This is a genomic window from Desulfopila sp. IMCC35008 (assembly GCF_010646885.2).
Lineage (GTDB): Bacteria > Desulfobacterota > Desulfobulbia > Desulfobulbales > Desulfocapsaceae > Desulfopila.
In genome coordinates this window covers 411,264-427,616 of sequence record NZ_CP050700.1, presented here as the reverse complement: position 1 = coordinate 427,616, position 16,353 = coordinate 411,264, and the positions used below count along the sequence as shown (strand labels likewise).

The window sequence follows — 16,353 nt, the reverse complement described above, 5'->3', positions numbered from 1 at the left end:
TAGCTTGCAACCCTGTGATTACAGGTAGAAACAACAAGCAGAAATGAATATATTTGGAATCCTCCAAATCTAATCAGCAGCCTCAACAACCAGATCATAGCGTAACAATTTGCTTTCACTACTCATTAAGAATCCAAAAAACATTTTCTCAGGAATCTGTGCCACGTAAAGACCTGCACTTGCATCCTCTTCACTGCCCAGTGAACGGCCGTTTTGTACATAATTGTAATCTGCAATATAACCGTTTATTTTATTGGTCTTCCACAACTGGCGTAACCCATTTTCCTGCCAGCCAAGGCAAACAACAGCCCCCCCGTCATACTCCCGACTATTGCTCAGCCACTTACCAAACAACCTTTTGTTCTGGCCTATGACAATCTCCTGCCTGCCATCCCCGTCCACATCTACCGGCAGAATCCTGGTCGGCAGAAAAACCATCTCACGCTCAAATTCACTGTCATCATCGAAGGCCATCAAGCTCCTGACCCTTGAACTCTTGGGAGGTCCAAAAAAGTTCCGGCTGCCGCCATAATCCTCTTCGCTTACCCACATAAGACTGTTCTGGCTGTCATATATCAGGAGCTTTTCACGATGGTCCACCGCGATCAACTCATATTTGTTATCATTATCCAGGTCTACCCATTCGAAATCAAACAACCGTACGTTCCTGGGAAGGGGTAATTTTTTATCCTCTCTTACACCATTGAAATTCGCGTAGAGTTTAAGTTGGGATACTCCCTGGCGAACATACCCATCTTTTGGGTCCTGGCTCGCACGTTGTCCGGCAAGGATAACACCTTCTCCAGGCTTATTCAGGGGTCGTATATACCATTCAATCTCTTCAAGTACTGGTACAAGCGACGAGCCATCCAGTTTAACAATAGCCGAAGCTGCCCTTCCGTCACGGTCGGCGCTGACAAATATTTCCTGACGCCCGTCACGGTCAACATCCGCGATGTTCACAGCATGGATTTTGAACGCACCGGAGAATCTATGCTCAGCTACTGCCTCGAAACGTGTTTCATTAAACCTATATATAGATAAGGTTGATCTGGAAGCCGAGGCGATTTCCAGCCTCCCATCACCATTAAGGTCTCCTGTCGCCATGGTTACGAGCATGGACGGAATAACCGAACTCCGTCGTACCGCAGTAGACGCCACCTTCACGCCGCCACCTTCTTCTACCACGATAGAGCCACTGAAAATGCCCTTCTTGTACACCTTTTCCGGATGTTCAGTGGCAAATCCGGCAAGCCCTTCCTCTGCACCCTCAGCTTTTCCCGCCACAGAGGCAGGGCCTGCAGTTTGGAGCCCCATTCCCTTTCCGGCGATATCCCCTGCCAACATTTCAACCTGGGGTATAATTGCATCTTCATTTACAGCCAAGACCTGAAGACGTACCGGCGGTGCCTCCTCATCCTTGCCTTTTACTGAAACCTGGATTTTCAATCCAGTCTGCAAGGCGTAAAGACCACCGGTTACAACATAGTCCGTCTGGAACCTGGTAAAGAGTGACTCACCATCCTCAAGTGTAGCCGCACCATTATTGAGCATCCTGATTTCGTCCTGCTGCACTGCATAATCCACAAGTTCAACATCCTTGTTGGCAGCAAGACGGCTTAAAACCATAGCCCGTATAGAATCTGTCAAATAGGCAAAATCGCCACTGGCCGTACCATCAAAAGGAAGAACCATGACCCGTGCAGTTTTCTCCTCGCCAGCGACCCCATTTTGAACGGGGCAAGCGAAAAGAAACAGGCAACACATGATTACTAATGTCCTGTACATCATAACCACTCCTGTAACTGATTTATTTGTATATGCAGCACTTGAATTTTACAGAAACTCAGCAGCTACCTATATCCCACTTTCCAGACCGCTGCAAGGTTCCTATTCGTTAGAACCAATATCGTTTTTTGTACCAGACAGCTCCAGAAGCCACTCCATATGCCCGTTATATACTGTAAGGATTGCACGCATCTGGATGAAATTACCCCTTGACTTTTCAACAATAAAAACACATCATGTCATAAAGGGTTTAATTTTTTGTACCAGCCTGCCAAGCACAGGATGAAAGCCCGGATAAATTTATTATGTTCTAACTATATGATGAAAAAGATATTTTTATACCTTACGCCACTGCTGGTCATGTACGGTGCTGTACAGAATGCTACAGCCGAAGAGTTTGAGAGACTCAGTGCTTACAAGGTGACAACCTATAACCTGGGCGCCCTTATGGATTTCCAGGAAACAGCTGATATCCGGTTGCAGAATTACGAGCCACTCCTGATTACCTCAACTAAGGCTGATATCCTCAACCATCAGTCCTTTACTGAGTCATCCCTGAGGACTACTCCCGATCTGGGGACGTCAACCGGGTTCGCCATCTCAGCAGAATACAAACCCACAGAGCAGTTCTCTGTACAGGGAACATTTGGTATGGCCCAAAACAACTGGGATCCCAGCCTTGATGAACACGAGTCCAGTTGGGAGGCCAATCTGGGACTTGTCTATAAATTACTGGACAACCTGAATTACGAGGTACATTTCGGCTACATGGAAACGGGAGATGTCTTCAAGGAGCGGAGCACCTACAGTGATGTTGAATCCATTATAATGGTGAGCAACAAACTCTCCATGAGTTTCTGATCACCCTCTCGACTCCTTCGATAATACAAATTCACAAAAGGCCTTCATTCTCAAATGGATGAAGGCCTTTTTATTTGAACCCACGTCATCCGCTTGACATTACCTTTCCTGTAGAATAAACCTTTTCTTGAATTATGATTTGCCTGTATTTTAAACATCGACACAAGTGCATTATCTCATCAGAACATCACCAGATACTACAATGAGCGTCTCACCCAACTACAACATTCTCATGTACTCGCATGACACCTATGGCCTGGGACATATCAGACGCTCAATGGCCATTGCCAACCATCTGCGTGATGCAAACACAAATGTCCTGATCATTACCGGATCACCCATCGCAGGCCGGTTTCCTTTTCCGGAACAAGTCGATTTCGTCCGAATCCCGGGCATGATCAAGAAAACCAATGAGGATTACCAGTCTCTTTCAATGCGTATCGGCCAGGAACATGCCCTCAGCATCCGCACCAATATTATCCTTGCCACTGCCCAGGAATTGAAACCGGATCTCTTTATCGTCGACAAGGAACCCCATGGCCTTAAAAGAGAAGTTTTACCAACCCTTGAGTGGTTAAAAGAGAATAGCCCTCAAACGACTTCAGTTCTGGGATTACGTGACATACTCGACGAAAGCACCGTCATACAAAAAGACTGGCAGGAAAAAGGAGTGTACCAATCCCTGGACAACCTCTATGACGAGATCTGGGTGTACGGCGAGCAGAGTATCTATGACCCCACCGTGCACTATTCCTTTCCAGTACCAGCCAGGCAAAAAACTACATTTACCGGGTACATTCCCAGAAAAACTTTGTCACCCCGTATCCGTAACAAGGTAAGGAATCAATACCGGATCCTTGATGACGATATTTTTGTACTCGTGACTACAGGCGGGGGGGGAGACGGTTGCGAGGTCGTCGAGCAGTATCTTGCCATGCACGAGTACTATCCCACCTCACTCCCCATCAAATCAGTAATTATTACCGGTCCGTTTATGCCCAAACGCAAAAGGGAGAGGTTGAAAAAGAGGGCCAAACTGCACGGTATAAAAACGCTTCCGTTCCACCCCAGACTGGAAGAGTTGATGAAAGGAGCCGACCTGGTAATCTCAATGGGCGGGTATAACACTATTTGCGAGATCCTCACCCAGGAGACGCCGGCACTCATCATTCCAAGAGAAACCCCACGTAGGGAACAACTTATCCGGGCAATCTGTTTGAAAGAACGAGGACTCCTTGATTACATTTCCTGGACTGATGTCACGCCCCAATTGTTACGGGAAAAGATTTTCACCATGATACGCGAACGGGACAAATACGTTGACACCATACGTTCTTTTGAATTAACCGGCCTCGACGTCATGCTGCAACAATTACAGAATCTTAAGAGCAATAAGCATACTCCTGCCCCGGTAGCATTAGCCGCTGGCCACCCATAAAAACCAAGACCGCCATGTCCCCACGCACGACTATCGGGTATATCCTGAAGGGGTATCCCCGAATCTCGGAAACATTTATTTCTAATGAAATCCTGCTGCTCGAAGAGCTCGGTTTCTCAATACGTCTCTTCTCCATGCGCCACCCACGTGAGACGTTTTGCCACGATTCAGTTAAACAGATCCGGGCCGCCGTTGACTATTTGCCGACAGAACTCCTGCTGGAGTTTCACAGACTGCTTCTCCCCAACCTCTTCCTGGCGGCCAAGAATCCGCCACGATACAGGAAAGCTATGGCACTTGCCGGAGAGCGTTTTCGTCGCAACAGAAAACTTGCGACCCTTAAACACCTCTTGCAGGCCGGATATATGACCAACCGTTTCCTGCTCAACGAGCCGGATATCGGACACCTTCACGGCCACTTTGCTCACTCACCAACTTCAGTGACGATGTTTGCCTCAATGCTTTCTGGTCTGCCCTTTAGTTTTACCGCCCACGCCAAGGATATCTACACTTCAAATCCTGCCCAGCTAAAAGAGAAGATAGAAAAAGCAGGTTTTGTCGTCACCTGTACCCGTCACAACAGTGAATTCCTCGAACAACTTGCCGGTTCTCATTCAACTCCAATCCATTGCGTCTACCACGGTATTGATCTGCAACTCTTTAACCAGCAGGTACGCAGCACCAGGTCACAGCCCCCATACAAGCTCCTGACAATAGCCAGAATGACGGAAAAGAAAGGGTTGCCCGATCTGTATCGGGCACTTTCCCTGCTAAAGAAGAGGGGCCTCGAATTCAAACATACCCTCATTGGTGATGGTGACGACCGGGAAAAGATACTTGCATTGATTGAAGAGTTAGATCTTCAAAACGAGTGCATATGCCTTGGCACCAGGACCCACACCGAGGTTCTCGACCAGTTCCGGCAAACTGACCTTTTTGTGCTCGCCTGCAGAATTGCCAAGAGCGGAGACCGTGACGGAATCCCCAATGTGTTAGTAGAAAGCCTGGCCATGGGTGTTCCCGCACTCTCAACCAATGTTTCCGCCATTCCTGAAATCCTGAAACACGGAGAGACAGGTTACACCATCGAACCTGACAACCCGGAACTTATGGCTGAATCGATAGAAAAAATACTACTGGACAATGACCTTCGCAATCGAATTTCTGAACAAGGCAGGGACTGGGTTCATAATCAATTTGATAATCGCCGCTGGGTCCGTAACCTGGCTGACATCTTCCAGGCCCAACCCCACCTCCAGCTGGCGTAACGCTTGATAACAACTCAACCGAGGGTACATATGGATACGACAGCAACATGTGCACCAACCACCTTTGGGCTGTTACGTCATGGAAAAACCGTCTGGAATGAGGAAAAACGAGTTCAGGGGCGAGGCAATTCTCCATTGACAGAAGAAGGCATCAGCCAAACGGAGCAATGGGCAAAAAGGTGCCACGTGATGGCGTGGGACCGGATTATTGCCAGCGACCTGGGACGAGTTCAACAGACCGTCACCCTGCTCAATGAACAGCTCAGGCTGCCGGTCACTTTTGACCACAGGTTGCGTGAACAGGATTGGGGAACCTGGGAAGGAATGAGGGTCACCGATGTTCGCCAGCAATACCCAGAGGTTCTGGCCGAACAAATTGCAGCCGGCTGGGATTTCACACCGCCAGATGGAGAGAGTCGCGCACAAGCCAGGGCCAGGGCCTTTGAGGCTCTTAACGATGCTCATGCCACCCACGCCGGACAAAACATCCTGATCGTATGTCATCTCGGTATCATAAAATGCCTGGTATATGCCGTCGCAGGGCGTTCATTTTTGCCACACGAGCCCTCTCTTCTTGAAAAGGACCGATTACATCGTATCAGTTGCAACGATAATGGATACGCTATTACAGAACTCAACATTCATCCTAGCGAAGAGACAGGAAACAGCCGGTGAAAATTGCGTATTACTGCCAGCACGTCCTGGGGATAGGGCATTTCCACCGAAGCCTTGAGATCTGCAGGGTGTTGGCAGAATTCCATCAGGTCACACTCATCCTGGGTGGCCCGGAAGTGTCCGTTGACAATCCGGACATCTCGATCTGCCAACTTCCCGGCCTGAAGATGGATGCCCGGTTCAACAATCTCTCCCCCTGCGACGCTACACTCTCCCTTGAGGAAGTTAAAGCACAACGGGCTGAGCTTCTTCTCACCTGGTTTCAACAAAATAGTCCGGATGTTTTTCTGGTCGAACTTTACCCGTTTGGGCGCAAGGCTTTTCGATTTGAACTCGACCCGGTTCTAAAAGGCATAAACGAACGAACTATTCCACCATGCCGCTGTTTCGTCAGCCTGCGTGATATCCTGGTCGAACGCCCGAACGACCAGGAGAAATTTGAAGCACGGATCATCAAGACCCTGAACAACTATTTTGATGGCCTCCTGCTTCATGCGGATGAAAAGGTGATAACTTTAGGCGAAACATTCTCCAGGATAAACGATATCAACATCCCTACCGTCTATACCGGCTTTATCACCAGAGAAAGCAGTAAGAAAGACCGCCACGAGCTGCGGCAAAGTCTGGCGGTTCAGGATGATGACAAGCTCATCGTCGTCAGCATTGGGGGGGGGAACGTCGGCCACGAACTCGTCAAAGCAGCTATTCAGGCGTTTACCCTCCTGACTGATATCCGATGCCGCATGCAACTTTTTACCGGCCCATACTTCCCTGAAGAAACATTTACCAACCTGCAGGTCTCTTTGCCAGAGAATGTTTGTCTCAGCAGGTTTACCGACCATTTCCCCGACTGGCTTCTGGCTGCAGACCTTTCAATATCAATGGCCGGTTACAACACCTGTATGAATCTGCTTGCTGCCGGTATCCCCGCGTTGGTGTATCCATTTTCCCAAAACAGGGAACAGCGTTACCGGGTCAAAAAACTTCAACAATTCGGCACATTCAGGATACTTGAGGAGCATGACCTTACCGCCGCCCTGCTTGCAAAGACAATTGAACAGCACGTATCCATGCCTAGATATCGGTGTACTATCAAGCTGGATGGTGCCCAACAGACCAGAACCTGGATAGAAAATATCTTTCACGACCAACCCACCGCGACAATATGAATTATCGCCCCTCCACACTCTACAGGCAGAAACTCCCAAACACTATTAAAGAGCAAATTTACGATGCCATTGGAAAAGGTATCGCCAGCGCAGGCAACACCCCCATACAGCTCTTTTTCAGGGCGGATGATATTGGGGTTCCCTCCGCTTCTTTTACAGAAATGATACACCTTTTCCAAAAGCACCAAACACCTCTTTGCCTCGCAACGGTCCCATCCTGGCTCACCTCTTCACGTTTCAGACAGTTAGAAGCCATAACCGGTCATGAACCAAACCAATGGTGCTGGCACCAACATGGCCGGCTGCACAAAAATTTTGAACCCGAAGGAAAAAAACAGGAGTTCGGTCCCGCCAGGGATTATCAACAACTGATGGAACAGCTGGATAAAGGAAAAACACGACTCCAATCGATCCTGGATGATCGGTTTATACCCTTCTTCACCCCACCGTGGAACAGGTGCAGTGAGGATACCATCCGGGCCCTTAAACGTCTTGAGTTTAAGGGGTTATCCAGGAGTGCCGGGGCACAACCTGACTCAACCCCCCTCCTGCCTGATATTCAGGTCAACGTGGATTTACATACCCGTAAGGAGACAGACCCGGCAAAAGTGCTGAACGATATCCTTAATGAACTCGAACAGACTCTGGCCAACGGCCGCACCGGTATCATGCTGCATCACCAGCGAATGAATACAACGGCTCTTCTCTTTCTCGATCTCATCCTGGCTTGTCTGACACAATATACAAACATCCGCCCCATGCTCCTTCAGGATTTCATCCAACCATGAAATAATTGCCACTCATACTTTGGAGCATTGACAAGAGCAGCCTGTAAAATTAAGCTATTAATAATAGATCTCAGATTTTCTTATAAACCTCGCCTATTAACCCGGGTTATTCATGAGACGTCTAGTTGCTCTGCCGTTGCGCAAGTCCATAGAGATGGCATACCAGTCCATCAGGGTGCGTTTCTTCCGTTCCCTGGTCACGACCATGAGCCTGGTACTTGCCGTTGCCTTCCTCTGCTACATCCGAGTGGGTAACGATCTGGCGCAAGGATTGCTGCTCTCTGGCGAACCCGTCCTTGAACAAAAACTGGTCCATGCCGGATTTGATATTATCCCCGGTTCAGACCATATTGGTGCGTCTGCCAAACAGCGGTGGATAGTTTTTCTGTCACTGCTGGTATGTGTGGTTGGTATTATCAATGCCCAGTTGATGTCCGTCACAGAACGTTTCAGGGAAATCGGGACCCTGAAATGCCTGGGTGCACTCGATCGCTATATTGTCCGGCTCTTCGTACTCGAAGCGACGATGCAGGGGCTGGCAGGTTCGTTGGCTGGAGCGATGCTAGGTGTGATTACCGCAACCATGACCTCGTTGCTTCGATTTGGTTTTTCGGCCCTGGCCTACTACCCGTTTACAGAGATACTCTACTCCGGGGGAATAGCCATTCTGACCGGCACGGTCCTCAGTTTCCTGGGTGTTCTTTATCCGGCCCTGCTGGCGGCTCGTATGCAACCTGTCGAGGCCATGCGGGTAGAACAATAAACAAACAATCAGTCAACACCCTCTGCGAGGAGATGCTTGATGAGTGATACAAAAAGTATAGTCAGGGTTTCTGAGGTCACCAAGAATTTCGACCTGGGAAAGCTTGTAGTTGAAGTCCTTAAAGGTATCGATCTTGAAATTGAGACCGGTAAATATGTTTCAATAATGGGGCCTTCCGGCTCGGGAAAATCGACCCTTTTCAATATGATCGGCGGGCTTGATAAACCTACCTCCGGCAAGGTTTTTATTGACGAAGTCGACATCGCCCAGCTCGACGCTTATGAACTCGCCTGGCTTCGATGCAGAAAAATTGGCTACATATTCCAAACATTCAACCTTATCCCGGTGATGACGGCTCTTGAAAATGTCACTATACCTATGACATTTGCCGGCATGTCAGGCGACGACTCTCTGGAAAGGGGAATGGAGTTACTTGAACTGGTAGGTTTGGAAGGGCGGCATTCGCACCGGCCTTCTGAACTCTCTGGTGGCCAGCAACAACGAGTGGCTGTTGCCAGGGCACTTGCCAATAACCCCTCAATTATCCTGGCAGACGAACCCACTGGCAACCTCGACCTCAAAACCGGAGAGGATATAATCCAACTGCTTAAAGAACTAAGTGTTGAATATCAGGTGACTATTATCTCCGCCACCCACGATTACAAGATGCTTAATGTCTCCGACCAGGTTGTCTGGATTCGCGACGGCAGGATCGACAAGATCCAGGAACGTTCTGAACTTGAAATAAGAACTGGTGGCCTTGAAAGTGCAGAGAGCTGAATACCTGTCTATAAACGTATTTCCTGCAGACTTCTCCAGTCGCATAACGTCAGTTGTTTTCGTCCTGCTGTTGCTGGTGTTCTCCGCTCCTGCCACCGCCACCGATACCTCCAACACCGACCTCTTTAAGACAGTCTCTGCCCTGAGCAAGTATGACAGCCGCAGAACCGGATCAGCTGGCTATGAAGAAGCGGTGTCTTATATCGAAGAGTTCTTCAACGGGTTAGGTCTTGAAACATCCTACCATTACTACACAGTTCCTGTCCGCAAGACCAAGAGTGCAGAACTGAAAATCGGCAGCAAGACATATCCGTTGCGTCCATTTCTGTATAATGCCATTACACCGGGCGCAACCAACGGTGTCCTGACCGGCCCACTCTATTACGTAGGCACAGGAAGTTTTGACGAACTTGACGGCAAGGACATCGACGGTGCCATCGTTGTCATGGAATTTGAATCGGGTCGAAACTGGCAGACTCTCGCCAGCCTCGGTGCCAGGGGACTCATCTACCTTGACAGGGGCCACACCCGCAGCAACTTTTTCTTCAGGGAAAAGCAGGAACTCTCCCCGGTTCAGTTCCCATGTTTCTGGCTGGAGGCTGAATCTACCGAACTTACATCGGCAATTTCTGGTGAAAACGGTCTTGTAACAAAAAAAGCAGAGCTGGAGGCTGAAGTCACGTGGCAGGACGTCACAGCCAAAAACGTATACACCGTAATCCCGGGCAGTGATGAAAACCTCAAAGATGAGCTGCTCATCCTTGAGGCCTTTTTCGACAATGAAGAACTGGTTGCCGGTATGGCACCCGGAGCAGATGGTGCAGTCTCCATCGCCACCCTGTTATATATCGCCGACCAGCTGGTAAAACAGCCACCCAAAAGATCGGTCATGCTCATAGCCAGCAGTGGTCATGCCCAGACCCTCGCCGGTATGCGGGAGTTGATGTGGAGTATTAATACCCGGTCAAGGGAACTGAGAAGCCTGAGGAGCGAACTTAAAAGCGAACTCAAGACAGATAAGGCCCGCTTAAAGCTTGTCAAGAACCTCGAATTTCCACTCACCGAAGACCACGACAGGGACAGGGTCCTGCGGGAAGCGATAAGTCAGCATCTCAAGTTTGAGATCGATATCCTATCCAGACGGCTCATGCAGTTGCGGCTTGAAAACAGCACGACGCACCAGGAAGAAATTGACAAAACCGCGGCAACCCGTTTTACCCTTCGCCAGTTGGGGTGGGCCGAACAATTCCACAACCTGCCTGCAAAACAAACCGAAATTTTGCAGCAATTACTACCTAAAACCATCGTCGAAAACAATCTGCGCATCAAGGAATTAGATGCTCAGCTAAAAGAGATCAAGAGTGCCAGCAGTTTCAGGTCCAGCGTCCAGGAGTTCGACAAAATAGCTGCCATTGTCAGCCTGCATCTCTCAAGCCATGGTGACGGTGTCGGCGGTTTCCACCGCGGCTTCCTGTACAACCTGAAACCGACGATCAACAGGACCGGTATCTATTCAAAGATCGCCGAGGTTCTGGAAGCAAGCGGGGAAACGTCCCAGAGCAGTGTTCCCTACAGGGATACACTGCGTCCAAGCAGGATGCGCAGCTGGCAATCCTGGTTTCTTGATAAACCGGTATTGGGTGGTGAGATAAGCTCACTGGCCGGCAACATCGGTATCAGCCTTGTCACAACCGGTGACGCCCGTGCATTATGGGGAACCCCCTGGGATACCGCTGATCGTATCAACGAGGGTTATCTTCGCCAACAGGCAAACCTGGTGACCGACCTCGTCTATGGTATGACATCCGCCTCCCGGCTGGACAGTAACAAGTTTCCACGAAATGGCTTATCCTCCGCAACAGTCCGAACAAACCTGCTGCTCCAGGGAGAACTCTTTGCCGACTACCCGGCCCAGGGCACCACCATTCTCGCCTATCAGGGATTGAACAAGTTTTACACAACTGTTGACAGACGCGGGAATTTCCATATAAGGGGTATATCCGACAAGAAAAACGTACTCGATAAGTTGATCATTGAAGGGTACCGTTTTGACGAGAAAACAGGTCAGGTGCTCTGGGCTATCGATAAAAAGGAAACCGGCAAGAAGAACTATCGGTTGAAAATGCTCAGGAAATCGATGAAAACGGACCTGACCATGTTTTCCTGCAAGGAAACGACGGTCTACGATCTCCTTGAGCCTCGCAGTTTCAAATACATGACCAAGCTCCACCTGTTAGACGGGCGGAGGGATGCACCACCGCAACATTTCTGGTACAGCCGGATTGACACCAGAAAGTCCGATATTTCTTCAATTTATCTTGAAGCCGGATCCATGCTGAAGATGACGCTTTCGGACACGGTTCTCACCCGCAAGATGCTGCTGACCAACAGCTCCCAGGAAAAGCCTTTCGGCACAGGTTTTCCGGTAAACGAATACGATGCCATTCACAACACCGTTTACCAGGCCGCCAAGGATGCCTGGACTTTGATCACACCTCGCATTGACAATCTCGAGTCCCACGGCATATTTGATGAGAAGATAAATGAACTCAAAAACAGGGGACTGCAGTCGCTGGCTGAAGCAAAACAAAATTTCGCAGACCTCCACTTTTCAACTGCCAAGGAAGCTTCGGCGGAAGCCCTTGCACTGGCCTCACGGGTGTATGTACAGATCGAAAAAACTCAGAAAGACGTCCTCTTTGGCGTACTGTTTTATATTGCCCTTTTTGTGCCCTTTGCCTTCTGCATGGAACGTTTCCTGTTCAACTTTGCCACCATTTATAAAAGGATTGTCGGTTTCTGCATAATACTGGTGGTGCTGATAGCCGTGATCTACCAGGTACACCCTGCTTTCCAGCTTACATACAGCCCGATGGTCGTCATCCTTGCCTTTTTTATTATCGGCTTGTCCCTCATGGTCACCCTTATTATCTTCTTACGCTTCGAGGAGGAGATGGCCATGCTGCAGAGGCGGTCCGCCCACCAGAAGCCTGAAGAGATAAGTCGCTGGAAGGCTTTTGTTGCCGCCTTCCTGCTCGGGGTATCAAACCTGAGACGTAGAAGGATCAGGACGGTGTTGACATGCTCGACGCTCATCATCCTCACCTTTACCATCATGAGTTTTACGACGATCAAGTCGAACAGGCAACAGACCAGACTCCTCTTCCAACCCGAGGCCCCATATCACGGCCTGCTACTGAAACAGTTGAACTGGCAGAGCCTGCCACGCCAGGCCACCGAAATTCTGGTGAATTCCATGGCGGCATTAAACAGACCTGCCCCACGGGTCTGGATGGAGACGGCCGACCCGACCCAGACCATCCAGGCACCGTTACGAAATGGCCAGAAGAAGGAGACTCTGCAAGGTCTGGTTGGCCTTAGCCCGAATGAAAAATATGTAACAGGTCTCGATACCATTCTCTCCTCGGGTCGCTGGTTCGATGCAGAAGACCGGCAGGCGATCATCCTCGAGGAAGAAACGGCAAAGAGGCTTGGTGTCACTGGAAACGGAACGGATACGGTCAGCCTCTGGGGCGGATCTTTCACAGTTATCGGGACTTATCCAGCCGAGCAAATGGAAAAAACCATCGATCTCGATGGAGAACCTTTAACGCCTGTTATCTTCCCGGAAGAAACCGATTCCGACATTACCGAAGCGGAACAGGAAGCAATCGAATCAGGAGACGATATTCGCTCCTTCCAGTCCAGGTATCAGCACATCAACGCCTCCCAGATTGCTATAGTGCCCGCCGCAACCCTGCTTGCTGCCGGTGGAAGTCTTAAAAATATCGCGGTACGACCGGAAAACCCTGATCAACTTGAAGATATCGCCTCGCACCTCACTGACCGGTTCAGCCTGGTGATCTTCAGTGGCGAGAAGAGTGGCGTCTGGCTCTACAATATCAGTGACACCCTCAATTACAGCGGTGTCCCTAATATCATAATTCCTTTACTCATCTCCATGCTGATTGTCCTTAACACTATGATCAGCTCCGTCTATGAGCGGAAAAACGAAATTGGTGTGTACACCTCGGTGGGACTCGCGCCATCTCACGTCTCATTTCTGTTTATTGCCGAAGCAATGGCACTTGCAGTCATCTCCGTGGTGCTCGGCTATGTTATTGCCCAGGTATCGGCCGCCTTATTCTCTTCTACCCAGCTTTGGCAGGGAATTACGGTCAACTACTCATCTCTCGCCGGTGTTGCAGCCATGGTACTGGTTATCGCCGTTGTCTTGATATCGGTTATATATCCATCGAAAGTGGCAGCCAGCATCGCTATTCCTGATGTGAACCGAACCTTCACCCTGCCAAAGCCGCAAAATGATACCATCAGCGTCACGCTTCCATTCCTGATGCGGTATGATGAGCATGAATCGATAGGTGGTTTTATCTACGACTACTTTGCAGGGCACAAGGACGTATCCCACGGTATTTTCTCCACCGGACCGATTGATATTATTTTCAGTTGCTCAACCACTGACGAAATACGCGAACTTTTTCAGGACGGAAACGGCTACGACCAGCACTGCCTGCACTTGAGAGCCAACGTCTGGCTCGCCCCTTTCGATTTCGGTATCATGCAGGCGGTTGATGTACAGTTTTGCCCGGCTGCGGAAGGTCAGGATTATCTCTCTATCCGGATAACACTGAAACGAAAATCAGGTGAGGCTGGCATCTGGCACAGAATCAACAGTGTTTTCCTGCACGATATACGTAAACAGCTGCTTGTCTGGCGTTCTCTCAGCATTGAAGCCCATACCGAACTCCAACTTTCATTCCAGCAAATAGTGGCCGATAAACTTTCTCCGGAGGCAGACGAATGAGTACTTTTGAATCCGGACCCAAATATGCCCCTGTTCGTATCAGGGCTATACTGATCGGCCTGCTGTTTGCCATTGGAATCTGCATTCTCACCCCCTACAACAACATCTACCTGCAGGCGACGCCTCTTGGCGGCGGTCATTTCCCGCTGGCACCCTTTTTTGTTTTCCTGCTGCTGGCCGTCATAGTCTCTATCCTGAACCGATTGTTCAAATCCTGGAAGATCTTCACCGGGCTTGAGCTCCTTATCATATGGCTGGAGATGGTAATAGGGTCAGGTATCGCCTACACAGGACTGGCCCGAACCTTTCTGGTCAATCTTACAGCCCCGATCCATTACGCAACCGTTGGCAACCAGTGGCAGGATGTGTTACACCCGCTTCTCCCGCCTCCTCTTGTGCCAACGAAACCGGAGGCTATTGAATTCCTCTACAACGGTCTCACCGGCGGACGAACCATGGAATGGACAGAAGTATTTGTAAAAATTCCCTGGTCGGCATGGCTGCAGCCCCTCTTTTTCTGGGGTATTTTTCTGCTGCTCAGTTATCTGGTCATGTTGTTTCTCATCAACCTCATCTCACGGCAGTGGATTCATAACGAGCGGATGAACATGCCGCTGTTAAAAGTTCCTCAGATGATCGGCCAGGCCGTCGACGAAGGTAAAAGTGGAGCTTTTTTCTTTAACAAGTTCCTTTTGGCCGGGCTTTTTGTCCCTGTCTTCCTGCACCTGGTCAACGGCTTAAATCTTTATTATCCTTCCATTCCTTCTATCCCCACCCTCCTCTTGGCCGGTCCCTATGTGGCTGACCAGGGATTACTGGTCGGTTTCAAGAAGTTAAAACTCTATATCTACCCGGCATTTATCGGCTTCGCATTCCTGACTTCCCGCCAGATTTCCTTTTCTTTCTGGTTTTTCTTCCTGGCTGGAGGGCTGCTCTATGGTTTGCTTAATCTCATGGGTTACTCGATACCTGCCTCCGAGCTGGGTATCACCTTTGGCCCAACTCTTACGCGGCCTGAAGAGATGCAGATGATCGGTGCCTACGGCATTTTCTTCCTGTTCCTGACCTGGCTGGCCCGTCAACACCTGATAATGGTCGCAAAGCAGTCGTTGTTTCTTGCTCCCCACACTGGCAGCCGATCTGAGTGGTTTGATGTCAGGATCTCTTTCTGGGGGGCCGCCTTCGGTATGGCCGCCATTATTGCCTGGTACCTCTACATGGGTATGACCCTTCTAACGGCCACCTTGGTAACCGGTGCATTTTTTATGATAATGCTGGTTGCCACCCGCATTATCTGCCAGGGCGGACTTGCTTATTTCACGCTCACTGCCGCCCCGACTGACGGCATCATCGCCCTGCTTGGAACCAAGATGTTCGCCGGAGCCAACGGTCTTCTTGCTGGCATGAGCCAGAAAGCCCTTTTTGTCGACTTGCGTGAATCCCTTATGCCTACGCTGGTACACGGAAGGCGCCTCCACCAGGGCAGGAATCCAGCCTTGCTGCTTTTCAGCGGGCTGGCGATTACGATAATCGCCAGTGTTACTGCCTCTATCGTTTCAATGATGGTTCTCTGTTACCGTTTCGGTATTCGAGAACTCCAGTTAGAATGGACCAACCGTACCACTCTCACCATGTTTGAAAACGTCTACCGGCTCGCGACCAATCCCACAGGTACCGGGGACTGGGTCTACACATTTGCACTTTTCGGCGCTCTCGTAATGTTATTGCTCGTCGTCTGCTATCACCGCCTTTACTGGTGGCCGATCCACCCGATCGGTTACTTGACAGCCTACAGTTCGGCGATGAGGATTCTCTGGGTCAGCTTTTTTATCGGCTGGGCCTGCAACGCACTGTGCATGCGTTATGGAGGAATCCACCTGTTCAAAAAACTGCAGTTCTTTTTTATTGGTCTTATTATCGGTGACTTCCTGATGGGAGGGGGTTGGGCCATCGTCGGCCTCTTTACCGGAACCAGTTATCAGGTATTACCCGATTAGG

11 protein-coding genes are annotated in these 16,353 nt (G+C 49.7%); 10 read left to right on the top strand and 1 reads right to left on the bottom strand.

What is annotated here, in order from left to right; all coding sequences use genetic code 11:
- Positions 1–69: 69 nt before the first annotated feature.
- Positions 70–1,791, bottom strand: a complete 1,722-nt coding sequence (locus GA520_RS01895) for a VCBS repeat-containing protein (RefSeq protein ID WP_163340277.1) — start codon at positions 1,789–1,791, stop codon at positions 70–72.
- A 315-nt stretch (positions 1,792–2,106) separates the two neighbouring features.
- On the opposite strand from GA520_RS01895, the gene GA520_RS01890 reads away from it, so the two are divergent.
- From GA520_RS01890 to GA520_RS01845, 10 genes are all read left to right on the top strand, one after another.
- Positions 2,107–2,649, top strand: coding sequence for a hypothetical protein (locus GA520_RS01890; protein WP_163340278.1), 543 nt, complete (start codon positions 2,107–2,109; stop codon positions 2,647–2,649).
- Positions 2,650–2,851: 202 nt separating this feature from the next.
- Entirely contained in the window at positions 2,852–4,087 is a 1,236-nt protein-coding gene (locus GA520_RS01885; protein ID WP_163340279.1) for a glycosyltransferase family protein, read from the top strand.
- 14 nt (positions 4,088–4,101) lie between these two features.
- Positions 4,102–5,355 (top strand): glycosyltransferase family 4 protein, encoded by a 1,254-nt coding sequence (locus GA520_RS01880; protein ID WP_163340280.1) that lies wholly within the window; start codon positions 4,102–4,104, stop codon positions 5,353–5,355.
- A gap of 30 nt (positions 5,356–5,385) precedes the next feature.
- A complete protein-coding gene (locus GA520_RS01875; RefSeq protein WP_163340281.1) occupies positions 5,386–6,030 on the top strand; it encodes a histidine phosphatase family protein in 645 nt (214 codons plus the stop codon).
- On the top strand, positions 6,027–7,199 hold the full coding sequence (locus GA520_RS01870) for a glycosyltransferase family protein (protein ID WP_163340282.1): 1,173 nt from the start codon (positions 6,027–6,029) through the stop codon (positions 7,197–7,199). The genes GA520_RS01875 and GA520_RS01870 overlap by 4 nt, the downstream gene beginning before the upstream one ends.
- Complete coding sequence (locus GA520_RS01865) at positions 7,196–7,987, top strand: polysaccharide deacetylase family protein (protein WP_163340283.1); 792 nt, start codon at positions 7,196–7,198, stop codon at positions 7,985–7,987. Before GA520_RS01870 ends, GA520_RS01865 begins: the two co-directional genes overlap by 4 nt.
- A 112-nt stretch (positions 7,988–8,099) precedes the next feature.
- Positions 8,100–8,750: an ABC transporter permease gene (locus GA520_RS01860; RefSeq protein WP_163340284.1), complete on the top strand. Its 651-nt coding sequence runs from the start codon at positions 8,100–8,102 to the stop codon at positions 8,748–8,750.
- Between the two features lie 39 nt (positions 8,751–8,789).
- Positions 8,790–9,530, top strand: coding sequence for an ABC transporter ATP-binding protein (locus tag GA520_RS01855; protein ID WP_163340285.1), 741 nt, complete (start codon positions 8,790–8,792; stop codon positions 9,528–9,530).
- Positions 9,517–14,355 carry an FtsX-like permease family protein gene (locus GA520_RS01850; RefSeq protein ID WP_163340286.1) on the top strand — a complete coding sequence of 1,613 codons (4,839 nt, stop codon included), beginning with the start codon at positions 9,517–9,519 and terminating at the stop codon, positions 14,353–14,355. The genes GA520_RS01855 and GA520_RS01850 overlap by 14 nt, the downstream gene beginning before the upstream one ends.
- Positions 14,352–16,352 (top strand): DUF6785 family protein, encoded by a 2,001-nt coding sequence (locus tag GA520_RS01845; protein ID WP_163340287.1) that lies wholly within the window; start codon positions 14,352–14,354, stop codon positions 16,350–16,352. Before GA520_RS01850 ends, GA520_RS01845 begins: the two co-directional genes overlap by 4 nt.
- The last annotated feature ends 1 nt before the right edge of the window (position 16,353 follow it).